This window comes from Mangrovibacter phragmitis (assembly GCF_001655675.1).
GTDB classification, from domain to species: Bacteria; Pseudomonadota; Gammaproteobacteria; order Enterobacterales; family Enterobacteriaceae; genus Mangrovibacter; species Mangrovibacter phragmitis.
In genome coordinates, this window is the sequence record NZ_LYRP01000001.1 from 802,619 (window position 1) to 825,814 (window position 23,196).

Consider the following 23,196-nt stretch of genomic DNA (forward strand, 5'->3'; position numbering starts at 1 on the left):
TAAATAAACACAGTCTATCTATTGATAGAGGATACCTTTTTGATGTTTTTTTATACATTACACAGTGCATATAGTGGAGTGAGATGATGATACTAACAAAAAAATTAAAACAGCATGCTAAATATGAATTTGAATTCGCAGGCTTCTGTATGGATCTGAGCTCCTGGTGTTTCAATAACAATATAATCGAATCTGGAAATTCGTTAAGAATGATTACTCAGTCCTCCATTTCATCAATGATGAACATTTACAACAAACTGGCAGAAAAAGGTGTTTCCTGTGATTTCTATAGCAATGAAACACTACATCAAAGAAATATAAAATCACCCGGTTATTTAATGGAGAAAATATTAACACACCATAACATCAGAATCATTAACATTGAATCCATCCTGAATTCAGCATTAAAAATAGCCAACCTGCCTGTTATAAACATATGCCAAAATATAAAAATCACACATCAAAATGATGGTTTGCACATGCTGAATATCATTGAAAGGATGGCCTGTGAGAATGTGTTGTTAAAGGAAGTGGAAGGGTGCAGAGGAGTTTGAGGGACAAGAAACTGCGGGTTGGTGTTATGTTCAACCTCGGTTACAGCTTGACCTCAGGTATCCGCTAACACTCTTCCATGATGATGTCTATCTGTGCCCTGGCACCATTGACTGTAATCTGCTGATGAATGCTGTTTACAGAATAATCAGTAAAATCCCATGCACGTACAGCAGTGAAAAATTATCAAAGCGGGGTATAACGGTCTCTTTTGGATGAAGAATTAAGGTATGCCTTAGTGAAGCGTAATACCGACGGCTACTGTAGAAAAATTTTATTCAGCGCAACTTGATTATCATTGCCAATTTTTTATGCGGAGTCGGCCTTTCGCATAGGTCATGATGATATTTTCAGCCTACAGATTGATTGAAAGCTTCATATACTCCCGCCTTTCAATGCTCAATTTTGAGGTTAATCCTTGTTTAGTAATTCACCTCAATCTTGTTGTCTGTGGTTTATATTACTGAGAGGACATTTTGCAATTTACACCCACTCAGGTTCTCCACCGTTACCCTGGGTGGAATTGTTACGTGTTAAGATTTAAAATTCTAAAAAGACAACATTTAAAAATATTTCACCTACAGAATAAAATCCTTAGAAAACCCCAAAAGCATTATTATCAAGACACATTACGTGGAAGAATAAGTTTTATCCAAACTTCACAATCATCGTTATCCGTTTTAAAAGGTCAGTACGCATTTTGAGGCAACGATTAATAACCTTGTTTACCAACATAACAACCCGGTAAAAACACACAAGCACATAACATATAACCGTTTGATTTTATTGACAAAAAAAATAAAATACTTTTTTTCTTCACATTTAATATAAATGTTGATTTAATTATAGAATCACATGAAAAAACCGTATAAGGAAGCATAGATTTTAGCAAACTCAGGAATAAATACTAGAATTTTTATGTGCGGTTTCTATTTTTACCTGATGAATATTTCTATCTTTTTTTAATCTTAACTGTGGTTTTGAAAATTGAGTCACGTATGCATAATAAAATTATTTCAATACATCAACTTAGAGGCTTTGCTGTTATTTTTGTGATATTGTTTCATTTTAGAAGCTACTTAAATGAAGTTTATACACAAAAGGATTTAGGAAACATTTTGTTCGGTTCCGGAGCTTTCGGAGTAGATCTTTTTTTCATGATAAGTGGTTTTATAATAGTAGCATCAACAGAGAAAAGGATCACCGCTGCTCAGTTTATTATCAGGCGTTTTTTTAGAGTATATCCAACATTCATATTCGTATTTATAATTGGAATATTATCGGCATATAACTCTGAGCCATTAGAAAAACTGTTGCGCAGCCTTTTGCTAATACACAAGGACTACTCAAAACCATCACCCGGATTTGGTTATAATACACTAGGTCCAGCATGGACGCTAACTTATGAGCTTTATTTCTATTTTATCTTTTCAATTTCATTGATAGTAAGTAGAGAAAATCGAGTACTGATTTCGAGCATATTGATCACACTACCGTTGGTAATTATTCAGTTATATGTAACAGGGAGTATTACCTTAGCAGGTACAGGTGCTATTCAAATCCCATCAGAAACAACACTCTATGGAGTCATCAGGTTCATAAGTTCACCGATATTGATAGAATTTGTAATAGGAATGTTCTTGTACACTTTATATCACAAAGTGGAGCATATGAGAAATAGTTACTCCGGAATTATATTATTCCTGTGCATCGGTATCTTTTTCACTTTCTATTTCACTCCAAGAGATTATGATATCGCAAATTTTGGAATGGATGGTTATGGCTTTTGGTCTCTATTTTTGATGATTGGATTTTTACAGTATGAAAAATCAACGCATTTTAGCGGATTAGAATCACTGAATTTCCTTGGTGATATATCATATTCTCTTTATATATCACATTATCTAATAATTAACATTCTTAATCACTATCATCCTGATTTTTGGATAAATTTAACAGGGTTGTCAAAAATCATATTTATAGTAACATTCTGTATCTCTGTAGCCTGTATAATCCATTATTTTATCGAAAAACCCAGTATTCGCATTGGGAAAATGCTAGAGTTTAAATTAAAAAATAACTAAATAACTCATAATAATTTGAAGTACTTTATTCTTAGCGCATTGAATATTATATAACATTGTAAATTGTGAATGATTAGGAAATGAAAATGAAAGACAACTCAATTACTATAGCGAAAGGGATCGGAATAACATTAGTTGTAATTGCTCATATAATGGAAGGCTATATTGGTTCTGCAATTTTCACATTTCATATGCCATTCTTCTTCATTCTTTCCGGTATGCTTTATAAGCCTGAGGAGGATATATCTTTTATTAGAAAGAAAACAAAGAGACTTTTATTTCCATACCTATTCTATAGTGCAATATTTATCATATTAGGCATTCAAGATATCCTCACTACAGATAAAAATACATATTTTTTGATAAAAGAACTGTTGATAAAAAACCTACTGGGCGGCCCATACATTGGTGGTTGGCAAAGTGTATTCTGGTTTATAAGTGTATTATATCTTAGTCTGGTCATTTATAACTTCATAAGCAACAAACTTCGCAACATCACCATATTTAACCTCATGTTGTTTATGATTATATCTGCATATATATATAGTTTATTGCCTCATCCAAAAATTCCTTTTGATATTGATGCATGCCTATTTGCCATCCCATTAATCTATATAGGCGATAAATATAGAGAAAATATTAAATCTCTAAATTTTAATATGTGTTTGCTGATATTGACCTCTTATATCCTAGTAAATTATTTTATGCCAAAAAACCTGCAAATGGATATGAAATATATTCACTTCGGGATTCCATTTTTTTCGATTATTTCATCTGTTTGTGCAACAAATATAATTATAAATATTTCAAAGAAAATAACATCTAAAGATTATTTTTTCATTATGCTTGGTGAATGTTCCATGATGGTAATGTATATACACCAATACATACGTTTATATATCTTTGTTCCAATAATCAGTGAAAAATGGATTATCTTAATTCTAACAATGTCAATATGCTCATTATTATGTTTAGTACACAGATGGATGTATACAAGAAACATTGGTATGAGTTTTTTAAAATTAGTGAATTAACACCTTCATCAAGGTATAAATGAAAAACTAACCATTGCAGTCTATATCATACAGGCCGATCTAATGTCAAAGTAGTGTTCCCTTTTTTGGGGGGCACTCAAATGTAATAATACTTAATAAGTAAAACTAGCAAATTTCATCTTCAAAGATAGCGTTACTTATAATTAGAATACGATGGTACAATACTAATTGGTTGTCATCTGCTATAGCAACCATTTGATTTCAATGAATAGGATCTATAATATATTGCATTAACCTTGTAAAAGTTGGTATTAACAGATGCGCAATAACTCTTTGGATGCAACAAAGCTACTGGCTTGTTTTTCAATTATGATTGTTCATGTTGGTTATTATCCAGAACTTGCCCCTCCATATGGAGATCTATTTAGAGTTTCTTCCCGTTGGGCTCTACCGTTTTTCTTCCTTTCCTCGGGTTATTTGATGGGGATTCATAAAACCATTGATGTAAGTAAGCGATTAAATAAACTGGTATCAATTCTTTTTTATTCATCCATTCTTTACATACCCATAGTATATAGAATGGTTGGGGGTGATCTACAAAGACTCATTGGTAAGGTCATATCAAATGACACACTTCATGGTGGTACATTTTTCCATTTATGGTTTATCAATGCATTGATCATGGGTGTTATACTAACAAACTATATGATTAAGAATGTTAATTATAAGTTATCAATGACATTTGTAGTTATAATATTACTCGGATGCTGGATTGGCGACATAATAAAATCCTTAGATGTTAAGCTCTATATTTTCTATGCCTTCAGATCGCTAATATCATTCTCACTTGTGTATATTGGATATATGATTGCATCGAAAAATTTATTCATAACGATTAGCAATAAAGTTATCATAGGAACTATTGTCGGCGGTATCATATTGATGTTAGCTGAAGTTTACATGCTACATATAATTTTTAATACTGATATGTCGGAACGACAATTCCCAATATTTTGCATTCCCGTATGCATTGCCATTTTGCTGTTATGTATAAAGACCAATCTTAAAGAAAATATCATATCCAACTTTGGAAGAGATTATTCACTTGGCATATATCTAATACACCCATTTGTTCTATATCACGTAACACATAATATCGGCGGTTTGTTCGAATCAAATTCATTAGTGAAACTCTTTACTGCATTTATACTATCAATATTAGCGCTGTCAATAATCAAAAAATTCGTACCCATCGTATATAACAAACTGAATGGGATTGGTATCAAATAGAGTAATGTTTGTGGGGCTGCATATAAAAAGTGATAATATGTAGTGCCAGACTAACTCATATTAAATATACAGGCCCTCACTATCCAGCGAGGGCTTGCATCAGTAGTTCAAAAAACTGAGTTAGTCTACAGGCATTCCAAACTTTTTATTAAGTTCAATATCTGGTTTAATCGTTATACCTATATTTCTTGGAATAACACCATTTGATTTCAATGTCTGAGAGATTGCTTTTCCCCTTGTAATAGGGAAAGGCCAATTATCAATGTTATCTCCTTTAGGTACGTGCAGCACCATGTTACGTTCGTTTGCATTTACTGCACTAACAACCTGATCAATCATATATTGGCTAACAGCATTAGCTACTTCATATGGTACATTCCCATTATGAGATTCACGCAATGAAGGTCCCTGGTCGGTTGTTTTGTTGACAAGGAAAAATACGATAACAGGTGCTATAAAAAGCAAGGCTCTATATTGTGAGGTAACCCACCCCAAACCAATACTGGCTGCAATGATGAAATACATTATAAATCCCCACATTGCAGCAGGCCTTGTAGCGTATCCTGCACTTGCCTTGGAACAAATAAGTATTAATGCGACCAATGAGATAACACAACTTAATACAGAAACACCAAGTATATATTTAATGTTACTTTGCTGTTTGTCAGTGGCTTTATGCATAAAGATAACAAAACTAGAAAGAACACCGACACCCAGAACAATAGTAAATGTCAATTCAGTCAGCTTAAGAAGTGAGCCAAGCGAGTGAAAAGCACCAATAACATCCAGATGAGTTTTACCCATTCTATCTGCTCTGCCACCATTCATCTCGTAGACAGCTGATATTAACCACAACACCAGTGTTAATACATGATATGGAAATAGCCTGCATGTTTCTATGATATTAAATTTATTTTCGAGTAAATTAAGGAGTAATACAACGCCACATAAAACCGCAAAAAAAACATTGGAAAATATATTTGAAAAAATACAAAAATATATTACTAAAACAAAGAAACCAGCAAAAACTGGCTTTTTATTTAAACTCGTCAGTTCTCTACCTTTGCGAAGAAAATAGAGAGATATTGCACCATTAATAAGTGCGGGAACAACATAGTGATAATAACAAGTTATGTTTTGTTCCCATAGCATATATGGACTTTGATTATTATTTAGTGTCCTAAACAAACCAAACATAGCTAGAAAATAAAACAAAACCAACAATGAAGAGATGTAACTGCTATAATTTAATTTCTGATTAAAAAGCTCATAAGCTTGATAAAGGAAAACAACGACCAGCACAGCAACAAGTAAAGCCGTGATATAAGCCACCGACTGTAGAAAGGTAAAACCCAATGGAACTAACAGAGCTGATGCCATATTCCCAAATAAAGGAAATGAAAGTTCAGGAACAACTTTGATAGGATTAAAACCGTGCCATTGTGGATAGGCCTGACGCCCTGTAGATAGATTAATCCAGTCATCTCCAGATATAATCGTAACCGGGTGTATCATAAAAAAGAAAACAGCAGTAGTTAAAAAAACAAATAGAAACAAGATACCCTTAGTCACTTTATCCCTACTAAATGTAGATTGGTTCATGTCAGCCCTTTTTATTATCTAATAGCGAATTTATACTTTTAAGAAGATAGCGAGGCCTTTGTTTAACCTCTACATAAATTCGCCCAATATACTCGCCTAAAACACCGATACCAATCAACTGAATACCTCCCAAAAAGAGTATTGATACCAGTATAGATGGGTAACCACGTACAGGATTACCGAAAGCCAAAGTGTCAATTACCATCCAGGTGCCATAAAAAAAAGATACACCAGCTACAAACAAACCGATATATGTCCACATCCGAAGAGGAAATGTTGAAAAACTAGTAATGCCTTCTAGTGCTAAATTCCATAGTTTCCATCCATTAAACTTGGAGTTTCCGGCAATACGTTCCGCACGAGTGTATTCAACTACATCAGTCCTTCCTCCCACCCAACTCAAGACACCTTTCATAAAAAGGTTACGCTCAGGCATTCTTTTTATGTTCTCGACTACAGAGCGGGACATTAAACGAAAATCGCCCACATTCTCTTCGATTTCCGGAGTACTAATTTTATTATGGAGTTTATAGAACCACTCTGCAGTTTTTCTCTTCATCCTTCCATCTGAAGATCTATCTGCACGCTTAGCCAGAACCATCTCAGCGCCCTTCTGCCATTTATCAATGAGCAGAGGAATGACTTCTATAGGATCTTGTAAGTCGACATCAATGGGTATTACAGCGTCTCCTGTTGCATGGTCCAGGCCAGCAAATAACGCAGGTTCCTTACCAAAATTACGTGTAAAAGATAGTGGGATAACCAGAGGGTCAGAGATAGCGAATGCATTAATTATCGATTCTGTCGCATCCTTACTGCCATCATTGATGAAGACTATTTCAATATCATATAAGCTTAATGATTTACTTTCTCTTACTTGCTTATAAAACAGAGGTAAAGCTTCTTCTTCATTGAAAACCGGCACGACCAGTGAGATTTTCATGTTCAATTCCTGAAGATAATGAATTTAGAGTAGACAAACCCAGTAATTAGACTAATAGCTGAAAAAACAACCAACGTGATAACGCCGGGAAGATGCAACTTGTCCGCGATATGCCCAGTTAATGCAGCCAGTCCCCCCATGAAAACAACAAAAGCAGCATATCTGGCTAATGAAGTTCTACTTTTAAAAGTCCAGCGAGCGTTCATAAAAAAACTAAAGGTAACCGCAACACAAAATGCTATTAAATTAGCATAAGCCTGTTTAAAATCAAAGAAAAAAAATAGTGTAGAAAAAAACGCCCAGTGGATCATAGTGTTCAATAAACCCACCGAAAAATAACGAGCAAATAACTTTATCATTTTATATTCTGAACAGTTTGAAAAATTCCCGATAGTTTATCACTATAAACTGGTATTATCGACACCAATCACTAAATTGCAAGAAAAACAAGCAATTACATAGAAAAACGGCTTAACTCAACCTGAGTCGTGCACTTTTTCACACAATACTTAGAATAGAGAAAGAAAAATATCTTTTAAATCAATAAATTAATTTACATATCCATTTCACCTGTAGAAAAATCCCAGTTGCATATCAAGTATTTTAGCTAATGCATGCAATAACGTTAATATTAGTCTATTACAGGAACTGTATAAATCACTAAATGGGCCTGTACACAATGATATTCCATTGTATTATCCAGATTGATTCATCTTATACATAAGAACCAATATGTTACCACGAATAAAAACATCAACAATGCAATAACGTTAGAATCTGGTTAACTAGCCGTTGTTAATCATTATTTTCTATATTTTTCTTGATCATCCGCACAATGGATGTCGCCCAGTCCAGTGTCAAATGGTCAGTATCAAATAACATTGGATAATTTTTATCTGACACAAAATTGCATTCATTATTATCATCACAGCCGAAATTATAAATATCGATATAATCAACATTATATTTTGGTAGCGATTCTTTTAGCATATCATTAACCCAGTCCGCGCTTTTGTTTCTATATTGATTAATTCCTGTACCACCTCTCACGCGAATAAGTAGAGGCAATCCTTTATCAAACACCTTGGTTTGCCCAATAATATAAACATCTGCATTTGTCTTTTTCTTCAAATACTTAACCGCATTACCAATATTTTCAGGAAGCGTGCTGGCATCTTTTAAAGCTGACCAATATGCAGATATAAAAATCATGTCTATATTATTGATACTATCGAGTTTTTTATACACTCTATCTGTCAAATTTTTACACTCTTCTCTTTTAGCTTCACCAGGAATCAATAAGCACGAACTCAGTGTCGCCTGCATGATATTGTATTCAGGGAATTGCTCTTTAAATGATAGGGACATATCTGCCATATGGCTATCCCCCAGCAGCAGGATATTTTTCTTTTGTATTGAAGGGCGCATACAATTTTCCATATCATATGACTGACCGGGCCTTCCAGTGTAAAAACATGAATAGGGTTTACTACCGAATTGTTTTCTCCCGTCTTCAGTATATTCATAACCACGACCATACCTGTCCATTACAAGCTTTGCTGGTGAAATCCATAATTTTGAAATTTGAAATTCGACACAGATAAAACATAGAACAATTACCAATGTAGCCGCACTGAATATTTTTACATCGAATTTTTTACAATTTCTCTCCACCAAATAATATGATACGAAACCTAAAAATATTGATAATAAAGATAACCCTATTTTTGAAAAGAGTGTTGGTTCATATGCTAAGTTGTATACCAGCGCAACCAGGGGCCAGTGAACCAGGTAAATTGAATATGATGCACTACCTAAATACTGTGTAATACTAAAACGCAGTATTGTTTTTTCATTATCGACTCTTGCATGTAATAGCATTGCGGTTGCAAGAGTTGGAATAAGCATGCTCAAACCAGTCCACTGATCATTGTAATTTGACCAAACACAAAATAATAAAATTACAGAGAGTGATAAAAATTGAGTTATAGCAGGGAAAGGATTTTTACAAATGAAAGAAGATGCAAACGCGCCTAAAAACAACTCCCATGCTCTTGTAGGTAAGGAATAGAATGTAGCTGAAGCGTCGATTTTTTCATACCAGATGCATAATAATAGGGATATTAAGAAAAATGCCCCATATAAAAAATATGGTCTTTTTTTGAAGAGGTTAGTATTTGCGATCAAAAGGGCAAAAGGAAAAATTAAATAATACTGAAACTCAACACCGAGTGACCATGTATGTAACAACAGGAAGCTATCCGCATTAGGCGAAAAATAACCAGTTGTTGCATTGTAGTAAAAGATATTAGAAGTAAAAGTAAGTGCACTAAATACTTGTCCAAAAAGATCAGACAATAACGATGGAGGGAAAATAGCTATTGTTATAAAGGCTGCTATTATTGTTGTTGATAGCAATGCTGGATAAATCCTGTTTATTCTTTTTTTATAAAAAGATAAAATCCACCTTTCTCCACCAACCATCCTTGCACATATTTCATTCATTAGATATCCAGAGATAACAAAGAAGATATCTACACCAATATATCCGCCATCAAAGTAAGGAAGTTTAAAATGGAAAAGAACTACCAGTAAAACGGCAATAGCTCTCAATCCATTAATATCGCGCCTAAACATTTATACTCCAGAAAATTATAATGCTTATTGGTTTTTATATCATATTAAAATTATTTTTGCGAGCGAAAAATAGCACTTTATAATATTACACTGAAATTTATATCCAAAAGTTAAATATCTAACTTATACCAACTTAGCGTATTATTACTGCCCAGATTAAAAAAGTCACTCACTGTGTGTGAATGACTTTACTCTATCAATTACTTTTTAGAGAAATGACGTATTGCTAACGATTACGCCGAAACATATCTTTCAACAGTACATAACCTGCTCCAAGCGCGCCACCAATAATCACAGATAATATAAGAATTATTAAACGTTTTGGACTATCTCTCCTGACAGGAAGGTCAGGCTTCATAATATAACTAAATGTAGATAAAATACGCTTATCTTGCTTTATTGACTCGGCTGCAAGCAAGTTCTGTACTGCATTATAGTAGTCTTCACTCAATGGTAATGGTGAATTTTTATAATTTTTAATCATAGCGTTAAGTGCGTTACTTCCCAACATAAATAACGTATCATCTGTAATCCCTGTTAAGTTCTGTAGCTGACTGGTTTTTATATTAGATTGTTCAGCAATGACCAATGCCTGGTTTAATACTTTCAGTCGCAGTTCTTTCTTTTTCTGAGCCATTTGCTCCATAGAATTAATATCACTATTTAATTCCTCTATGCGCGAATCAATGTTAGTTATTAAGTCACTATCAATATCTTTAGCTATCGAGCTATCGACTTTACTAAGGTATGACTTCAACTGTTCCTGAGCTTCGGTTGCATTGTCACCTACATAACTAATCAATAATTGATCTGGGTCATCCTTACTTAAAGCTTTACTGGTCAATGCGTTCTTAGCTTTCTGATTTTGTAATTGCATGGATAAAGCAGCCAGCCCAACCTGGAAGCGGTTAAAAAAACCGAGTTGAATATCATGCACTACCGGACTAGCTCCAGGATATAAAACACTCATAGCCTGGGTATATGCGGATACCTGTCCTGAATCAGGTAAAGTAACAATTGCAACTGATGACCATTTTTCCTGTGCAGTAAAGGCATAGGCAGCCCCCAACACTACACAGATTATAACAAAGATGGAAATAATTAATTTCCCCGCCCATAACTGCTGAATGATATCGATTAAATCGATCTGTTCAGTTTGTGTTCGTTCAGTGCTACCAGGTGCTGCATTTGTATCTTTGCTCATCATTGCCTTTCAGCTCACTTATAAAAAATACTAAATCTTAGGGGTTAGATCCTTCATAATTCCACAGTTAACACCGATTTATTTAAAGAATCCACCAGGAAAAAACTGAAAACAAATAATAGATAACACAGTGTAGGGATGATTTATAGATTTTGCCTGCAAAAAAGCCCGGCGAACCGGGCTTATCAGTAATAACGTATTACCTGAAACGGATTAATCCAGCCATTCAGTGTGGAAAATTCCGTCTTTATCAATACGTTTATAGGTGTGCGCACCAAAGTAATCGCGCTGGGCCTGAATCAGGTTAGCGGGCAACACTTCTGCACGGTAGCTGTCGTAGTAGGCAATTGCGGCAGAGAAAGTTGGGGTTGGAATACCGTTCTGCACAGCGTAAGCCACTACATCGCGCAGTGCCTGCTGGTAGTCGTCTGCCGCTTTTTTGAAGTACGGGGCCAAAAGCAGATTAGCGATAGAGGGGTTCTGTTCGTAGGCATCAGTAATTTTCTGCAGGAACTGAGCACGAATAATGCAACCAGCGCGGAAAATTTTCGCAATTTCACCGTAGTTCAGGTCCCAGTTGTATTCTTCAGAAGCCGCACGCAGCTGAGAGAAGCCCTGTGCATAAGAAACGATTTTACCCAGGTACAGGGCACGGCGAACTTTTTCTGCGAATTCTGCTTTATCGCCACTGAAGGTTTTTGCCTGCGGACCACTCAACACTTTAGAAGCGGCAACACGCTGCTCTTTCAGGGAAGAGATATAACGGGCAAATACAGACTCAGTGATTAAGGACAGCGGTTCGCCCAGGTCCAGAGAGCTCTGGCTGGTCCATTTACCGGTGCCTTTATTCGCTGCTTCATCCAGAATGACGTCTACCAGGTAGTTACCATCTTCATCTTTCTTAGTGAAGATATCTTTGGTGATATCAATAAGGTAGCTGCTCAGTTCGCCTTTGTTCCACTCCGTGAACGTCTCTGCCAGTTCTTCGTTAGACAGGTTCAGGCCCTGTTTCAGCAGTGAATAAGCCTCTGCAATAAGCTGCATGTCGCCGTATTCAATGCCATTGTGCACCATTTTCACGTAGTGACCGGCACCATCTGCACCAATATAGGTAACACAAGGTTCACCATCTTCGGCTACGGCAGCAATTTTGGTCAGAATAGGTGCAACCAGCTCATAGGCTTCTTTCTGGCCGCCAGGCATAATGGAAGGGCCTTTCAGTGCGCCTTCTTCACCACCAGACACACCAGTACCAATGAAGTTAAAGCCTTCAGCAGACAGTTCACGGTTACGGCGAATGGTGTCCTGGAAGAATGTGTTACCACCATCAATAATGATGTCGCCTTTATCCAGGAACGGCTTCAAAGATTCAATGGCTGCGTCTGTGCCAGCGCCAGCTTTAACCATTAACAGGATACGGCGAGGAGTTTCAAGAGATTCAACGAACTCCTGCACGGTGTAGTAAGGCACCAGTTTTTTACCCGGATTCTGGGCAATCACTTCCTCGGTTTTTTCACGGGAGCGGTTGAAAACAGAGACGGTATAACCACGGCTTTCAATGTTGAGCGCCAGGTTGCGCCCCATAACGGCCATACCGACCACGCCGATTTGTTGTTTGGACATTACAAACTCCTGTCTTGGGGATAATCACTGCGGTGCAATGCAGCTAAATGTATCTATGATGTTAACTCAAGCCTGCCGCTTGTGGATAGCCTTTGGTGCGCTTACCTTACGGCAGTAGTAGCTCAGTCGTTACCAAATAAATCTCTTGTATAAACTTTATCCATAACATCGCTGAGTTCTGCCGACATACGATTGCTCACAATAACATCAGATTGTTGCTTGAAAGCCGCAAGGTCATTCACAACCTGTGAGTTAAAGAACGCAGGTTCTTTGAGCTCCGGTTCGTAAACAATTACAGGAATACCTTTGGCCTTAATACGCTTCATGATGCCCTGAATAGACGATGCCCGGAAATTATCAGAACCGCTTTTCATGATAAGGCGATACACACCCACTACCTTAGGATTACGGGCAATAATAGAATCAGCAATAAAGTCTTTTCGGGTACGGTTAGCATCTACAATTGCACTGATCAGGTTGTTCGGCACAGAGTCGTAATTTGCCAGCAACTGCTTGGTATCTTTTGGTAAGCAATAACCACCATAACCGAATGACGGGTTGTTGTAGTGGTTGCCAATACGCGGGTCCAGCCCTACTCCCTCTATGATTTGGCGAGAATTCAACCCCATAGATTCTGCATAGCTATCCAGCTCATTAAAATATGCCACCCTCATTGCAAGATAAGTGTTGGCAAACAGTTTAATGGCTTCAGCCTCTGTGGCATCGGTATACAGTACAGGCGCATCTTTTTTAATTGCCCCTTCAACCAACAGCCCGGCGAAAATCTCTGCGCGTTGTGAGCGTTCGCCAATGACAATGCGCGACGGATAAAGGTTGTCGTACAACGCCTTACCTTCGCGCAGGAATTCAGGTGAGAAGATAAGGTTATTGGTGCCAAAACGTTGTTTGGCTTCTTCAGTAAAACCAACCGGAATTGTGGACTTAATCACCATAACCGCATCTGGATTGATCTCCAACACATCCTTGATAACAGATTCAACACTGCTGGTATTGAAGTAGTTGGTTACCGGGTCGTAATCTGTTGGTGTAGCTATGATGACAAAATTCGCACCTTTATAAGCGATTTCTTTATCAGTTGTGGCAGTAAAATTTAATGCTTTATTACTCAGGTAATCCTGTATTTCTTTATCCGCAATAGGAGATTGCCTCTGATTAAGCAGATTTACCTTTTGCTCAACAATGTCCAACGCAACAACTTGATGGTGCTGCGAAATTAAAATGCCGTTTGAAAGACCAACGTAACCAGTACCAGCAATTGTGATTTTCATAACCATCTCTTAAAACTCAATATGCACCTTTTCTGAATAAGACAACACTCACAGTCTTAAACAAAATGACAATATCATTCCACAGTGACCAGTTTTTTACATACCATGAGTCAAAATAAACTCTGGTCGTATAATCGACATCATTACGCCCGCTAACCTGCCAAAGTCCTGTCATGCCTGGTTTAACCATCAAATAATAATCGACATCGTCAGAATAGCGTTCCAGCTCTTCCTGGATTACGGGCCGGGGGCCAACCAAACTCATTTCACCTTTAAGTACATTAAATAACTGAGGTAGCTCATCCAAACTAGTCTTGCGGATAAAACGCCCAATAGGGGTGATACGCGGGTCATCTTTTAGCTTAAAATCTTTATCCCATTCTTCGCGTGCCTCGGAGTCATTCTCCAAAAGCTCTTCAAGAACTTCTTGGGAATTCATGACCATAGAACGAAATTTATAGCAGTTAAATGCCTTTCCACGCCGGCCTATGCGACTATGTGCGTAAATTGCAGGCCCACCATCACGCGACACCTTGTACCACAAATATAAGAAAAGCGGCGATGCCACAGCCAGAATTCCCAGAGTACAGACAATATCAAAAGTACGCTTAATTACCCTGGAGGAATGCTTTGCAAGGTTATTATGGACTTGAAGCAGTAATACTTCGTGGCTGAAAATAAATGACATACTTGTGCCATATAGCGGAAAGCCACGTAGTGAAGGAATAATTGTCACATTTCTGCATTTGTATTTTGCAAGAAAACGCAACCAGTTTTCAAACTTTTCTTTTTCATCAAAATCACAGGCAATAACAAATTGAGTGGAATACGAATTAAACTGGGTCAGTAGTTGTTCGGGATCGCGAAGAACAGGACATCCCTCTAATTCTGTCAATTCAGAATCCACATCACAGAAGGCATCAATTTTAAACCCCGAAGCTTCTTCACTTTGCAGTGCATAATATGCATCATGTGCGTTTTTACCCGCACCCAGTATAACAGTACGCTTCTTCCAGTACCCCATTTTATCTAAAACGTGTTTAGTAACCTCCCTGAAAAGAGGAACTAAAATAATTGCATACACCCAACAATAAGCCCATACATAACGGGAAAAATGCCATTTAGAGAATGCAACCAGGGCAAGGTCAAATATAGAAAAAATAATGATAGTTCTGAGAGTTTCTTTTAACTCAGACCAAAATGGCTTTTTCTGTGCATAGTGGCGAAGACGAACCGAAAACCAAAGCACACACAGTGTAGTCAAAATAACATGCGAGAGAATCCGCACATCAATTTGAATCATCGGCATAAAGGTATTGAGATCGCCGAGGAACAGAACCACGGTAAAAAACGAGAGGCCCAGTGCAATATTTAACCAGATAAAATCTGACAACATTAGTGCACTGCGGCAAATAAACTCTCTCTTATGGTCGTTAAATTGGCTACTTTTCATTGATTGTTCCCTGGCACGAACAAGGGGATTCGTGCCTGATGCTGTCTATTTTTCCGAATTAACGTACATGTTCTGTGTGTTTTTAGCCTGGGTAATAATTAGTCCATTGGAGAAATCATTCCAGGCCGTTTCCACAAAATTCTGGATCTCAGTACGGAACCGTTGTTCAGAAAATGTTAGCGCATGTTCCCGACAATCTGCCGGGTTTATCACGTTACTGTATGTTTCAAAAATATTAACAGCTTCGCATATTGCATCAGCCGTTTGCTCAAAGAAAAACACACCTGTTGGTTTTTCACTACCCAGCGGTTTCACAGTTTCCAGGCATCCACCTTTACCATAAGTAATCACTGGGGTTCCACTGGCTTGTGCTTCTACAGGAGAAATGCCAAAGTCTTCCTCAGCAGCAAAAACATAGGCTTTAGCACGTTTCATGTAATCGACAAGTGACGCATCATCCTGATACCCCAAAAGCGTTATATTTGGTGTTGCGAGTTTTTTGATCTTCTCCATTTCAGAACCATCGCCAATCACTACCAGTGTTTTATCCGGCATTTTGGCAAAAGCGCTCACAATAAGATCAACTCGTTTATAGGGTACCATGCGGCATGCTGCGAGATAGAAATCCTCTTTTTGGTCATTATATTCAAACTTATCTGTATTCACTGGCGGGTAGATAACATCTGCTTTGCGCCCATACACCTTGTTGATTCGGCGGGCAATAAACTGCGAGTTACCAATAAAGTGGTTAACTCCAGCGGCTGTACGATAATCCCAAATGCGAATTTTATGCAGCAAATATTTTGCTACCCAACCTTTCAACCCTTTGCTCAAACCTGCTTCACGCAAGTATTGGTGCTGAAAATCCCAGGCATAGCGAATTGGAGAGTGAACATACGCTATATGAATCTGGTCGGGGCCAGTAATAACCCCTTTAGAAACTGCATGGCTGCTGGAGATAACAACATCATAAGCAGACATATCCAGTTGCTCAATGGCAAGTGGCATCAAGGGTAAATAGCTTTGGAACTTCCTGGCAGCCTTAGGAAGGCGCTGAATAAATGTTGTGGTTACTGGTTTGTTTTTCAGAAAGCCACGCTCTTCGGGTTTTAAGAAATCACAAACCGCGAAGAGATCGGCATCCGGGTAACAGTTCAAGAATTGTTCGACCACCTTCTCGGAACCTGCATAAGAACTGAACCACTCATGTACGATCGCGACTTTCATTACGTTTCTCATTAATCAAATTAAACATTTTCTCTGTGCGGGACTGATAGGTATATTGTTGTGCCAGTTCCTGACACTGCTCAACGGAGATACGCTTGCCAGCAGTAATATCTTCAAGGGCAGCTATAAATTCTTCTGGCGTATGGCCTATCCGAACATAGTCTTTAACATCACAAAGAGATGGCAAGTCTACACTGACGACGGGCTTACCTGCGGCAAGATACTCAAAAAACTTCATAGGAAACATTGATGCTGTGTACTCGTTCAAATTATTCGGCAGCAATGTTGCGGTGAACCCTTTGAGGTAACCCGGCAAGTCCTGGTAGAGTCTGGCCCCAATCAGGTGGATATTGTTGTGCTGGGTGAGTTTAGATACATCTGTATTGGGGTCGCCTTCCCCCACATCACCAATCATTACAATTGACCATTCCGGGTGTGCAATAGCAATCTCTTCGACCAGCGAAAAATTTACTTTATAACCACTAATGGCACCAATAAAACCAATTCGGGGCTCAGCTATTTCCGCAAGGTCTGCAGGAATGGCAGTATCTTCCTCAAGTGCCTTAGAGAAGTGGTTGTAATCTGCTACGTTGGAAAAATAATAGACTTCATTACTCCATTGCTTACGTGTTTTAAGTAATGTTAACGACGTAACAAAATTAATATCCGCATTGCGCACTAAATCTTCTTCCGCCTCTTGCAGAATATCCACTGGCATTCCTGGCTGTGCTTTAATTTCATCCACACAGTGGTAAACCGTATAAATAAAATCTTTCAATTTCAGAAAGCGGGTTGTAAGTGGATTGTATGTCCACAATGTTTTGTTACTAAACCCAAGCCGCCAACACCAAAAGTTTAGTGCCGTAGTTAAGATAAATTTATTCAGTTTACGCACAAATGCGTAATTATTAAATGGGATAGAAATAGGCGACCATACCCAGATATTATCTCTGACCTTACGTGGAGCTTTGACTGCTTTAATCAAACGCCGAAAAATACGCGACAGATCTTTTTTATTTACACTAGGTCTGCGCAGGCCCAGCGATTCAATATAAAGTACCCGGTGCCCACGCTTAGCCAGTTCCAGAGTAACATGTTGTTTATTCGTCCAGAAAGGATTATCCCAGTCAGCTGTAGATAAAACAACGATATCTTTAATTTCTTTTTTTCTATGCATATTTAATATATCTATCTTAGTCTCTTTCGAGTCATGACTTTAATTACTCCCTGTCGGTAAAATGGGAATAACATAGCCCACAAAAATGCGAATAAAAAAAACACCATGCCATTAACAAGCAACCGGAGCATTGCAGAAGTAGATTCATTAAAGTAACCACCAATGAACCTATAGACACAAAAATAAATAACAATACCAGCACTAATTTGTATAATTACCGGATATAATGATCGTGCAATTTTCAAGTACCAGGCGCTAACCAGGAACATAACTATGCCATATATTGCATTACCAATCCCCAAGCCAAATGCACCCCATATTTTATATGTCAGTACATTAACAATTGCATTGCTCAACAATGAGAACACCATAACAACAAGCACTTTTCTATTGTTAAGATGTGCACTTAACGCTTTTATAAATATATATCCAACAACTTGAGCCCAGAGACCAATACTCATCCCCTGAATTATATGTGTCGTCGCCATGACTGATTGCTCATTAAACTCACCACGCATGAATAAAAATATAACAATATCACGGGCAGACAAAAATATGAAAAACGACATATTAATAACCAACAAAGCCAACCAGTAATATATTTTTATGATTTTTTCTCTGACTTGCTCTGGAGTTTGTGATGCCCACTCAGATAAACCAGCAAAAGCGATTGGTACAGACAGAATAAAAACAACAGTATCTGTTATAAACCGAGCATAATCTAATGCTGATACAACATCGATACTAATTAGTGATGCCAATGCACGTTCAAGAGTAATGTTACCTTGCAAAATCAAAGGCAATATCAATAATGGCCTGAGAGTAATCCAGAAATTACTCATAACAAGTTTAACTTCTTTAGTTTCCAGCCTTATGGGGAAATTTAAAATCTCACCTTTGAAGGCCCTGAACACTACCCAAAAACTAAAGAAAACATAGCTCCCAGTAAACCCCCAGGCTAAATATAAATAATTCCCAGAGTAGAATGCAGCTACTACACCCAGCACCATCCCTACATTCTGTGCTGATGCTCTCATTGACATTGGCTTATAATCACCATGTGCCATTGATATATAATTAACTAATCCAGAGCATAAATAAAAAGGACAGCACACAGCCATTACTTTTAATAAACTCACTGACATTTCTCTGGCAGATTCGCTAATACCAGGGGCCATGAGTTTAACCCAATATTCCGATTGAAAATATAAAATTGAAAATATTAGTATTGATACAACAGAGAAAAATAAAAACATGCAGTATTTAAATACAGCAGCACGTTGTTCATCCTCCGCCAAATATTTTTTATACAAGGGGATAAATGCAGAATTCAAACTATCACTGGTCATAAAATTAATAGGAACCAGCGTACCTGTTTGCGCTATTCTGTAGGCACCATTAATATCTCCAGTACCAAAAAATTTTGCCATCAAAATCTCACGGAGCAACCCTAATGCTTTTGATAACATGTTACCACTAAGTATCTGACCAATTGCTTTTTTCATTTAATTATCATCTAAAGAGAGAAATGTAACTTTCGACAGAAAACTTAAGCGTGTTTCTCTGTGGTATATAACTTTCTCTTTTCCCTGACTCATTCAGAAATTTTAAAACAGGCACTGCTTCAGCTTTATAAGGATTACATTTTAGAATTTTTCTGCTTGCATCAAAATATAAGTGTTCAGATATAATAATTGGCAAACCCGCACTCATTGCCTCTAGCAGATTTAATGGCAACCCCTCTACTCGCTTCGTCAAAAAGAGAAATGCATCTGCACATTGCATCAATTTTGCAAGTTCAGGCCTTGTTCTTGAACCAGCAAAAATAACATCATTACTCAAAGCCAAACGCTCAACATCGTTACGTAAATTATTTTCATATGGGCCATCACCACAAATAATATATTTAACGTTGTTGTTTACTTCTTTTATTCTCTTGAATAGCTGAATATTATTATCTACACCTTTTTGCTCATGTAATCGCGATGCCGAAAGGAATACGAGAGCATCCTGAGGGATACACAACTCCTCTCTCAGTTGTTCTTTTAGGAGTACGTCATCACTAAAAAGGGATTGATCAATACCATTCTCAATTTTAATAACATTACTGCTGTTACAGATTTGATTTGTTGGAAAGCTTGTCAAATCATTAAATACCGCATCACCTACAGCCACAATCCAGTCAAAATACTTATAGTGTTTTGCGTCCCCGTAAAATCCTTTTATATTCTTAATACAAGAAAGAATTTTTTTAATTTTTCCGGTTTTTATTTTCGATAAAATTTCACCAACTGATGTGCCATGCGCCTGCATTATAAACCTGGCATTTGGAAAGTCATTTTTGTACTTCAAACAACTAAATGCACCTGCACTAATACTTATAACGGCTCTAACATTTTCTTTCTCTGGCCAGCCAGAGATAAGTTTTTCTGTTTCTTTCCACCACCCGGTAGAATATTCAGCTACTGGTATATTTTTTAATGAAATTATATTAGGGTAAGATGCATTTTCTTTTACTGGTTCAGCTTTCATTTCGGTTGTCACAACAGTGACTTTATAACCACTCTTACCTAATTCAACTGCCAGATCCCAGGCAACGACTTCCATGCCACCTAAATGATGAAAGGGAAGTGAGCGAGAGAATATGATTATTTCATTACTCATTAATCATATCCTTATATATTTTCTCTAATTTTTTCGTCTGAATATTAATATCAAAATCCTGACGAACTCTTTCCCTTCCATTGCTGCCAAATGCGCGTTTCAGTCCGGAATCACGTACTAAAGTTAACATTCGCTCAGCCAGTTCATTACTGTTATTTTCTTCAACCAGGAAACCTGTCTTCGCATCAAGTACTACTTCTGGTATACCACCATGATTGGTGCCAATAACAGGAACTCCTGTTACCGCAGCTTCCAATAACACCATTCCCAGCCCTTCTGCATCGCCCGTTTTAGCCGTCAAGCTGGGTAAAACCAGCATACTTGCCTTACGCATCCATTGCATTACTTCTGCATGTGGAATCGCACCAACAAACCTAACATTCGTTTCAATATCTAAAGCGGTCACTTGTGCTTTCAACTGAGGTAGTAAAGGACCATCTCCTATAATGACCAGTTGAACATTTTTCTCACTCTTTTTTATTTGGTGAAGGGCGTTCAACAGTACAGAAGTCCCTTTCTTTTCAACCAGACGAGCAACATGCAATATGATACCAGTATCTTCAGATTCATCTCGCTGCTGGTATTTATCAGTATCAATACCGATATAATGCTGAATCAGCTTTTTCTCAGGAAAACCGTTCCTTAGCGCCTGCTCAGCAATAAAATTTGATACACAAATAAACTTGTCGCCTTGCTGCTTAAGCGCGTTCTGGCGAAATAGATAATTTATCCAGGCAGGTGAGCGCGAAGCAAGAAGGTCCTTTGCTGTCACAGTGACATCGAAACCATGCAGCGTTGTAATCAATGGCACTTTTACACGTTTTGCTAAAGCAAGTGCATACACACCATCAATAGCGAAATGCGCATGGATCAGATCTAACGCAGGAGTATTTTTTAGTGGAGTATCATATGGTGCAGCTGATGTCGTTAGCGCATTATACGCTTCTGAAAAACGTTCAGTCACAGAGCCATTACGATTAAGAACATAATTCGGTGTGTCTTTAACCGGCGTACCGATAATCTTCCGACCAATATAGCACTTGTTATAAGCCTGAATTGACTCAGCCTGCTGCTGTATAAAAACTTCAGATCCCTTGAATAACTGATTACGGAATATACCTACTGTTTTCATTTTATTTCCTTATTGTACTTCCGCATTGGCGTATTACCCGCTATCCCCAAACCAAGCATGACAGCTAAAGCTATCATTTGATGTTGTTCACCAATCAACCCAAAGTTTTCACCGAAACCATGAGCAAACTGCCACAACAGCACCATAAGAAGTGTATAACCTATATTTTTCTGTTCTTCGTTAGTTATGTTTGAGATAGCTCGCAAGGCGACTTTTACGCAAGCCAGCATAAATGCAACTCCCATAAGTGATGCCAACACACCGGATTTTGACCATAAGTAAATCAGTGTGTTATGAGGAGGGAGAAAATAGTCCGTGTGCTTACTGTAATCCACTTTCCAGCCACCAAACCCTTGGCCCATAATAGGGTTTTTAATAAATTCCCCCAGGGCATAGCTCCATATCTGATAACGTGTTTCAGCGGTTTCCGTTGATTGATGCAGAAAGCCATGTTGTTCCACAATACCACTAACAACCGCAACCATAATGAGTAATAAAGCAAACGTCCCACCAGCCAATGTAACAACTAATCTACTGTTTTTATTTAATTTTAAGTAGAAAACAAAAAGTGGGATTAATACAGCAAATAAAACACCTGCTTTTGAGCCGGTAAAGAAAACTGAGATCCACAAAAAGAGAGCCATTAACAGTGAAATTCTCGATTTATGGACTTTAAAAATCCCCCATGCCATAAATGCACATACACCGACATAGCAGGCTGCTGCATTAGCATTGATAAATAGAACCCCACCCGCCTTCACGGGATCGTAGAAGTTATTCCTGACACCATTTAACAGGCCACTAAGAACATTAGGCCCCATTAGGTAATTACTGACATGTGAAAGAACTATTGATAATTCCAACTGTTCATCAAGCCTGAACATTATTATTGTTACTGCCTGTAGACAAACAGCGAATAACATTATATTGATAATTTTATACAATACTTCTCTATTATTACTGGCGAGATAGTACACAGAACAACTGATGATGATAAATTCAATATAATATGCAATATCCCTTATCCCCATTGATTTATCTACTGACCAATACAAACTCACCGTACTAATACCAATTAATAATAGCAGTGAAATACTTGTTGGTTTCGCAAGAAAAACATTGGCGCTTTTAAAAAACTCTGGTAATAAGAGTGCAGGAAGAAGAAATGCAAGTGGGACATCAGACCCACCCAGTTGTACCAAATACAACTGGGGAACTGTGCAAACCAGTACCAAAAGCAACCGATGCTGTAAAGGTAGAGCAAGGCACAAGAAGAAAATAATCGCGCCTAATATCCCTAACAAAACTTCAATCATTTATATTT

18 protein-coding genes are annotated in these 23,196 nt (G+C 37.5%); 4 read left to right on the top strand and 14 right to left on the bottom strand.

Going from position 1 to position 23,196, the window contains the following annotated elements; translation table 11 throughout:
• Positions 1-83 precede the first annotated feature (83 nt).
• The 4 genes from A9B99_RS03735 (at position 84) to A9B99_RS03750 (ending at position 4,921) form a co-directional block, all read left to right on the top strand.
• Positions 84-554, top strand: coding sequence for a ferritin family protein (locus A9B99_RS03735; RefSeq protein ID WP_156518979.1), 471 nt, complete (start codon positions 84-86; stop codon positions 552-554).
• A gap of 996 nt (positions 555-1,550) precedes the next feature.
• The gene (locus tag A9B99_RS03740; RefSeq protein WP_064595519.1) at positions 1,551-2,636 is read left to right on the top strand and encodes an acyltransferase family protein; all 1,086 of its coding nucleotides are present in this window, start codon (positions 1,551-1,553) and stop codon (positions 2,634-2,636) included.
• A gap of 86 nt (positions 2,637-2,722) precedes the next feature.
• Positions 2,723-3,670 carry an acyltransferase family protein gene (locus tag A9B99_RS03745; protein ID WP_064594731.1) on the top strand — a complete coding sequence of 316 codons (948 nt, stop codon included), beginning with the start codon at positions 2,723-2,725 and terminating at the stop codon, positions 3,668-3,670.
• 279 nt (positions 3,671-3,949) lie between these two features.
• A complete protein-coding gene (locus A9B99_RS03750) occupies positions 3,950-4,921 on the top strand; it encodes an acyltransferase family protein (RefSeq protein WP_074388757.1) in 972 nt (323 codons plus the stop codon).
• Between the two features lie 120 nt (positions 4,922-5,041).
• On the opposite strand, the gene A9B99_RS03755 is transcribed toward A9B99_RS03750, so the two are convergent.
• The 14 genes from A9B99_RS03755 to A9B99_RS03820 form a co-directional block, all read right to left on the bottom strand.
• Positions 5,042-6,523 carry a hypothetical protein gene (locus A9B99_RS03755; protein ID WP_064594735.1) on the bottom strand — a complete coding sequence of 494 codons (1,482 nt, stop codon included), beginning with the start codon at positions 6,521-6,523 and terminating at the stop codon, positions 5,042-5,044.
• 1 nt (position 6,524) lies between these two features.
• Positions 6,525-7,466, bottom strand: a complete 942-nt coding sequence (locus tag A9B99_RS03760; RefSeq protein ID WP_064594737.1) for a glycosyltransferase family 2 protein — start codon at positions 7,464-7,466, stop codon at positions 6,525-6,527.
• Positions 7,467-7,468: 2 nt separating this feature from the next.
• On the bottom strand, positions 7,469-7,825 hold the full coding sequence (locus A9B99_RS03765) for a GtrA family protein (protein ID WP_064594739.1): 357 nt from the start codon (positions 7,823-7,825) through the stop codon (positions 7,469-7,471).
• Between the two features lie 436 nt (positions 7,826-8,261).
• Positions 8,262-10,103, bottom strand: a complete 1,842-nt coding sequence (locus A9B99_RS03770; protein WP_064594740.1) for an acyltransferase family protein — start codon at positions 10,101-10,103, stop codon at positions 8,262-8,264.
• Between the two features lie 226 nt (positions 10,104-10,329).
• A complete protein-coding gene (gene wzzB / locus A9B99_RS03775; protein ID WP_082917821.1) occupies positions 10,330-11,310 on the bottom strand; it encodes an LPS O-antigen chain length determinant protein WzzB in 981 nt (326 codons plus the stop codon).
• Between the two features lie 210 nt (positions 11,311-11,520).
• The gene (gene gndA / locus A9B99_RS03780) at positions 11,521-12,930 is read right to left on the bottom strand and encodes an NADP-dependent phosphogluconate dehydrogenase (protein ID WP_064594744.1); all 1,410 of its coding nucleotides are present in this window, start codon (positions 12,928-12,930) and stop codon (positions 11,521-11,523) included.
• 122 nt (positions 12,931-13,052) lie between these two features.
• Positions 13,053-14,219: a nucleotide sugar dehydrogenase gene (locus A9B99_RS03785; protein ID WP_064595520.1), complete on the bottom strand. Its 1,167-nt coding sequence runs from the start codon at positions 14,217-14,219 to the stop codon at positions 13,053-13,055.
• A gap of 16 nt (positions 14,220-14,235) precedes the next feature.
• The gene (gene wbaP / locus A9B99_RS03790) at positions 14,236-15,672 is read right to left on the bottom strand and encodes an undecaprenyl-phosphate galactose phosphotransferase WbaP (protein WP_064594746.1); all 1,437 of its coding nucleotides are present in this window, start codon (positions 15,670-15,672) and stop codon (positions 14,236-14,238) included.
• Positions 15,673-15,717: 45 nt separating this feature from the next.
• On the bottom strand, positions 15,718-16,899 hold the full coding sequence (locus A9B99_RS03795; protein ID WP_064594748.1) for a glycosyltransferase family 4 protein: 1,182 nt from the start codon (positions 16,897-16,899) through the stop codon (positions 15,718-15,720).
• A complete protein-coding gene (locus A9B99_RS03800; protein ID WP_064594750.1) occupies positions 16,877-18,076 on the bottom strand; it encodes a glycosyltransferase in 1,200 nt (399 codons plus the stop codon). Before A9B99_RS03800 ends, A9B99_RS03795 begins: the two co-directional genes overlap by 23 nt.
• Positions 18,077-18,087: 11 nt before the next feature.
• Positions 18,088-19,581, bottom strand: a complete 1,494-nt coding sequence (gene murJ / locus A9B99_RS03805) for a murein biosynthesis integral membrane protein MurJ (protein ID WP_064594752.1) — start codon at positions 19,579-19,581, stop codon at positions 18,088-18,090.
• Between the two features lie 7 nt (positions 19,582-19,588).
• A complete protein-coding gene (locus tag A9B99_RS03810; protein ID WP_064594754.1) occupies positions 19,589-20,740 on the bottom strand; it encodes a glycosyltransferase family 4 protein in 1,152 nt (383 codons plus the stop codon).
• A complete protein-coding gene (locus tag A9B99_RS03815) occupies positions 20,733-21,872 on the bottom strand; it encodes a glycosyltransferase (RefSeq protein WP_064594756.1) in 1,140 nt (379 codons plus the stop codon). The genes A9B99_RS03810 and A9B99_RS03815 overlap by 8 nt, the downstream gene beginning before the upstream one ends.
• Positions 21,869-23,188 carry an O-antigen ligase family protein gene (locus A9B99_RS03820; RefSeq protein ID WP_064594758.1) on the bottom strand — a complete coding sequence of 440 codons (1,320 nt, stop codon included), beginning with the start codon at positions 23,186-23,188 and terminating at the stop codon, positions 21,869-21,871. The genes A9B99_RS03815 and A9B99_RS03820 overlap by 4 nt, the downstream gene beginning before the upstream one ends.
• Between the last annotated feature and the right edge of the window lie 8 nt (positions 23,189-23,196).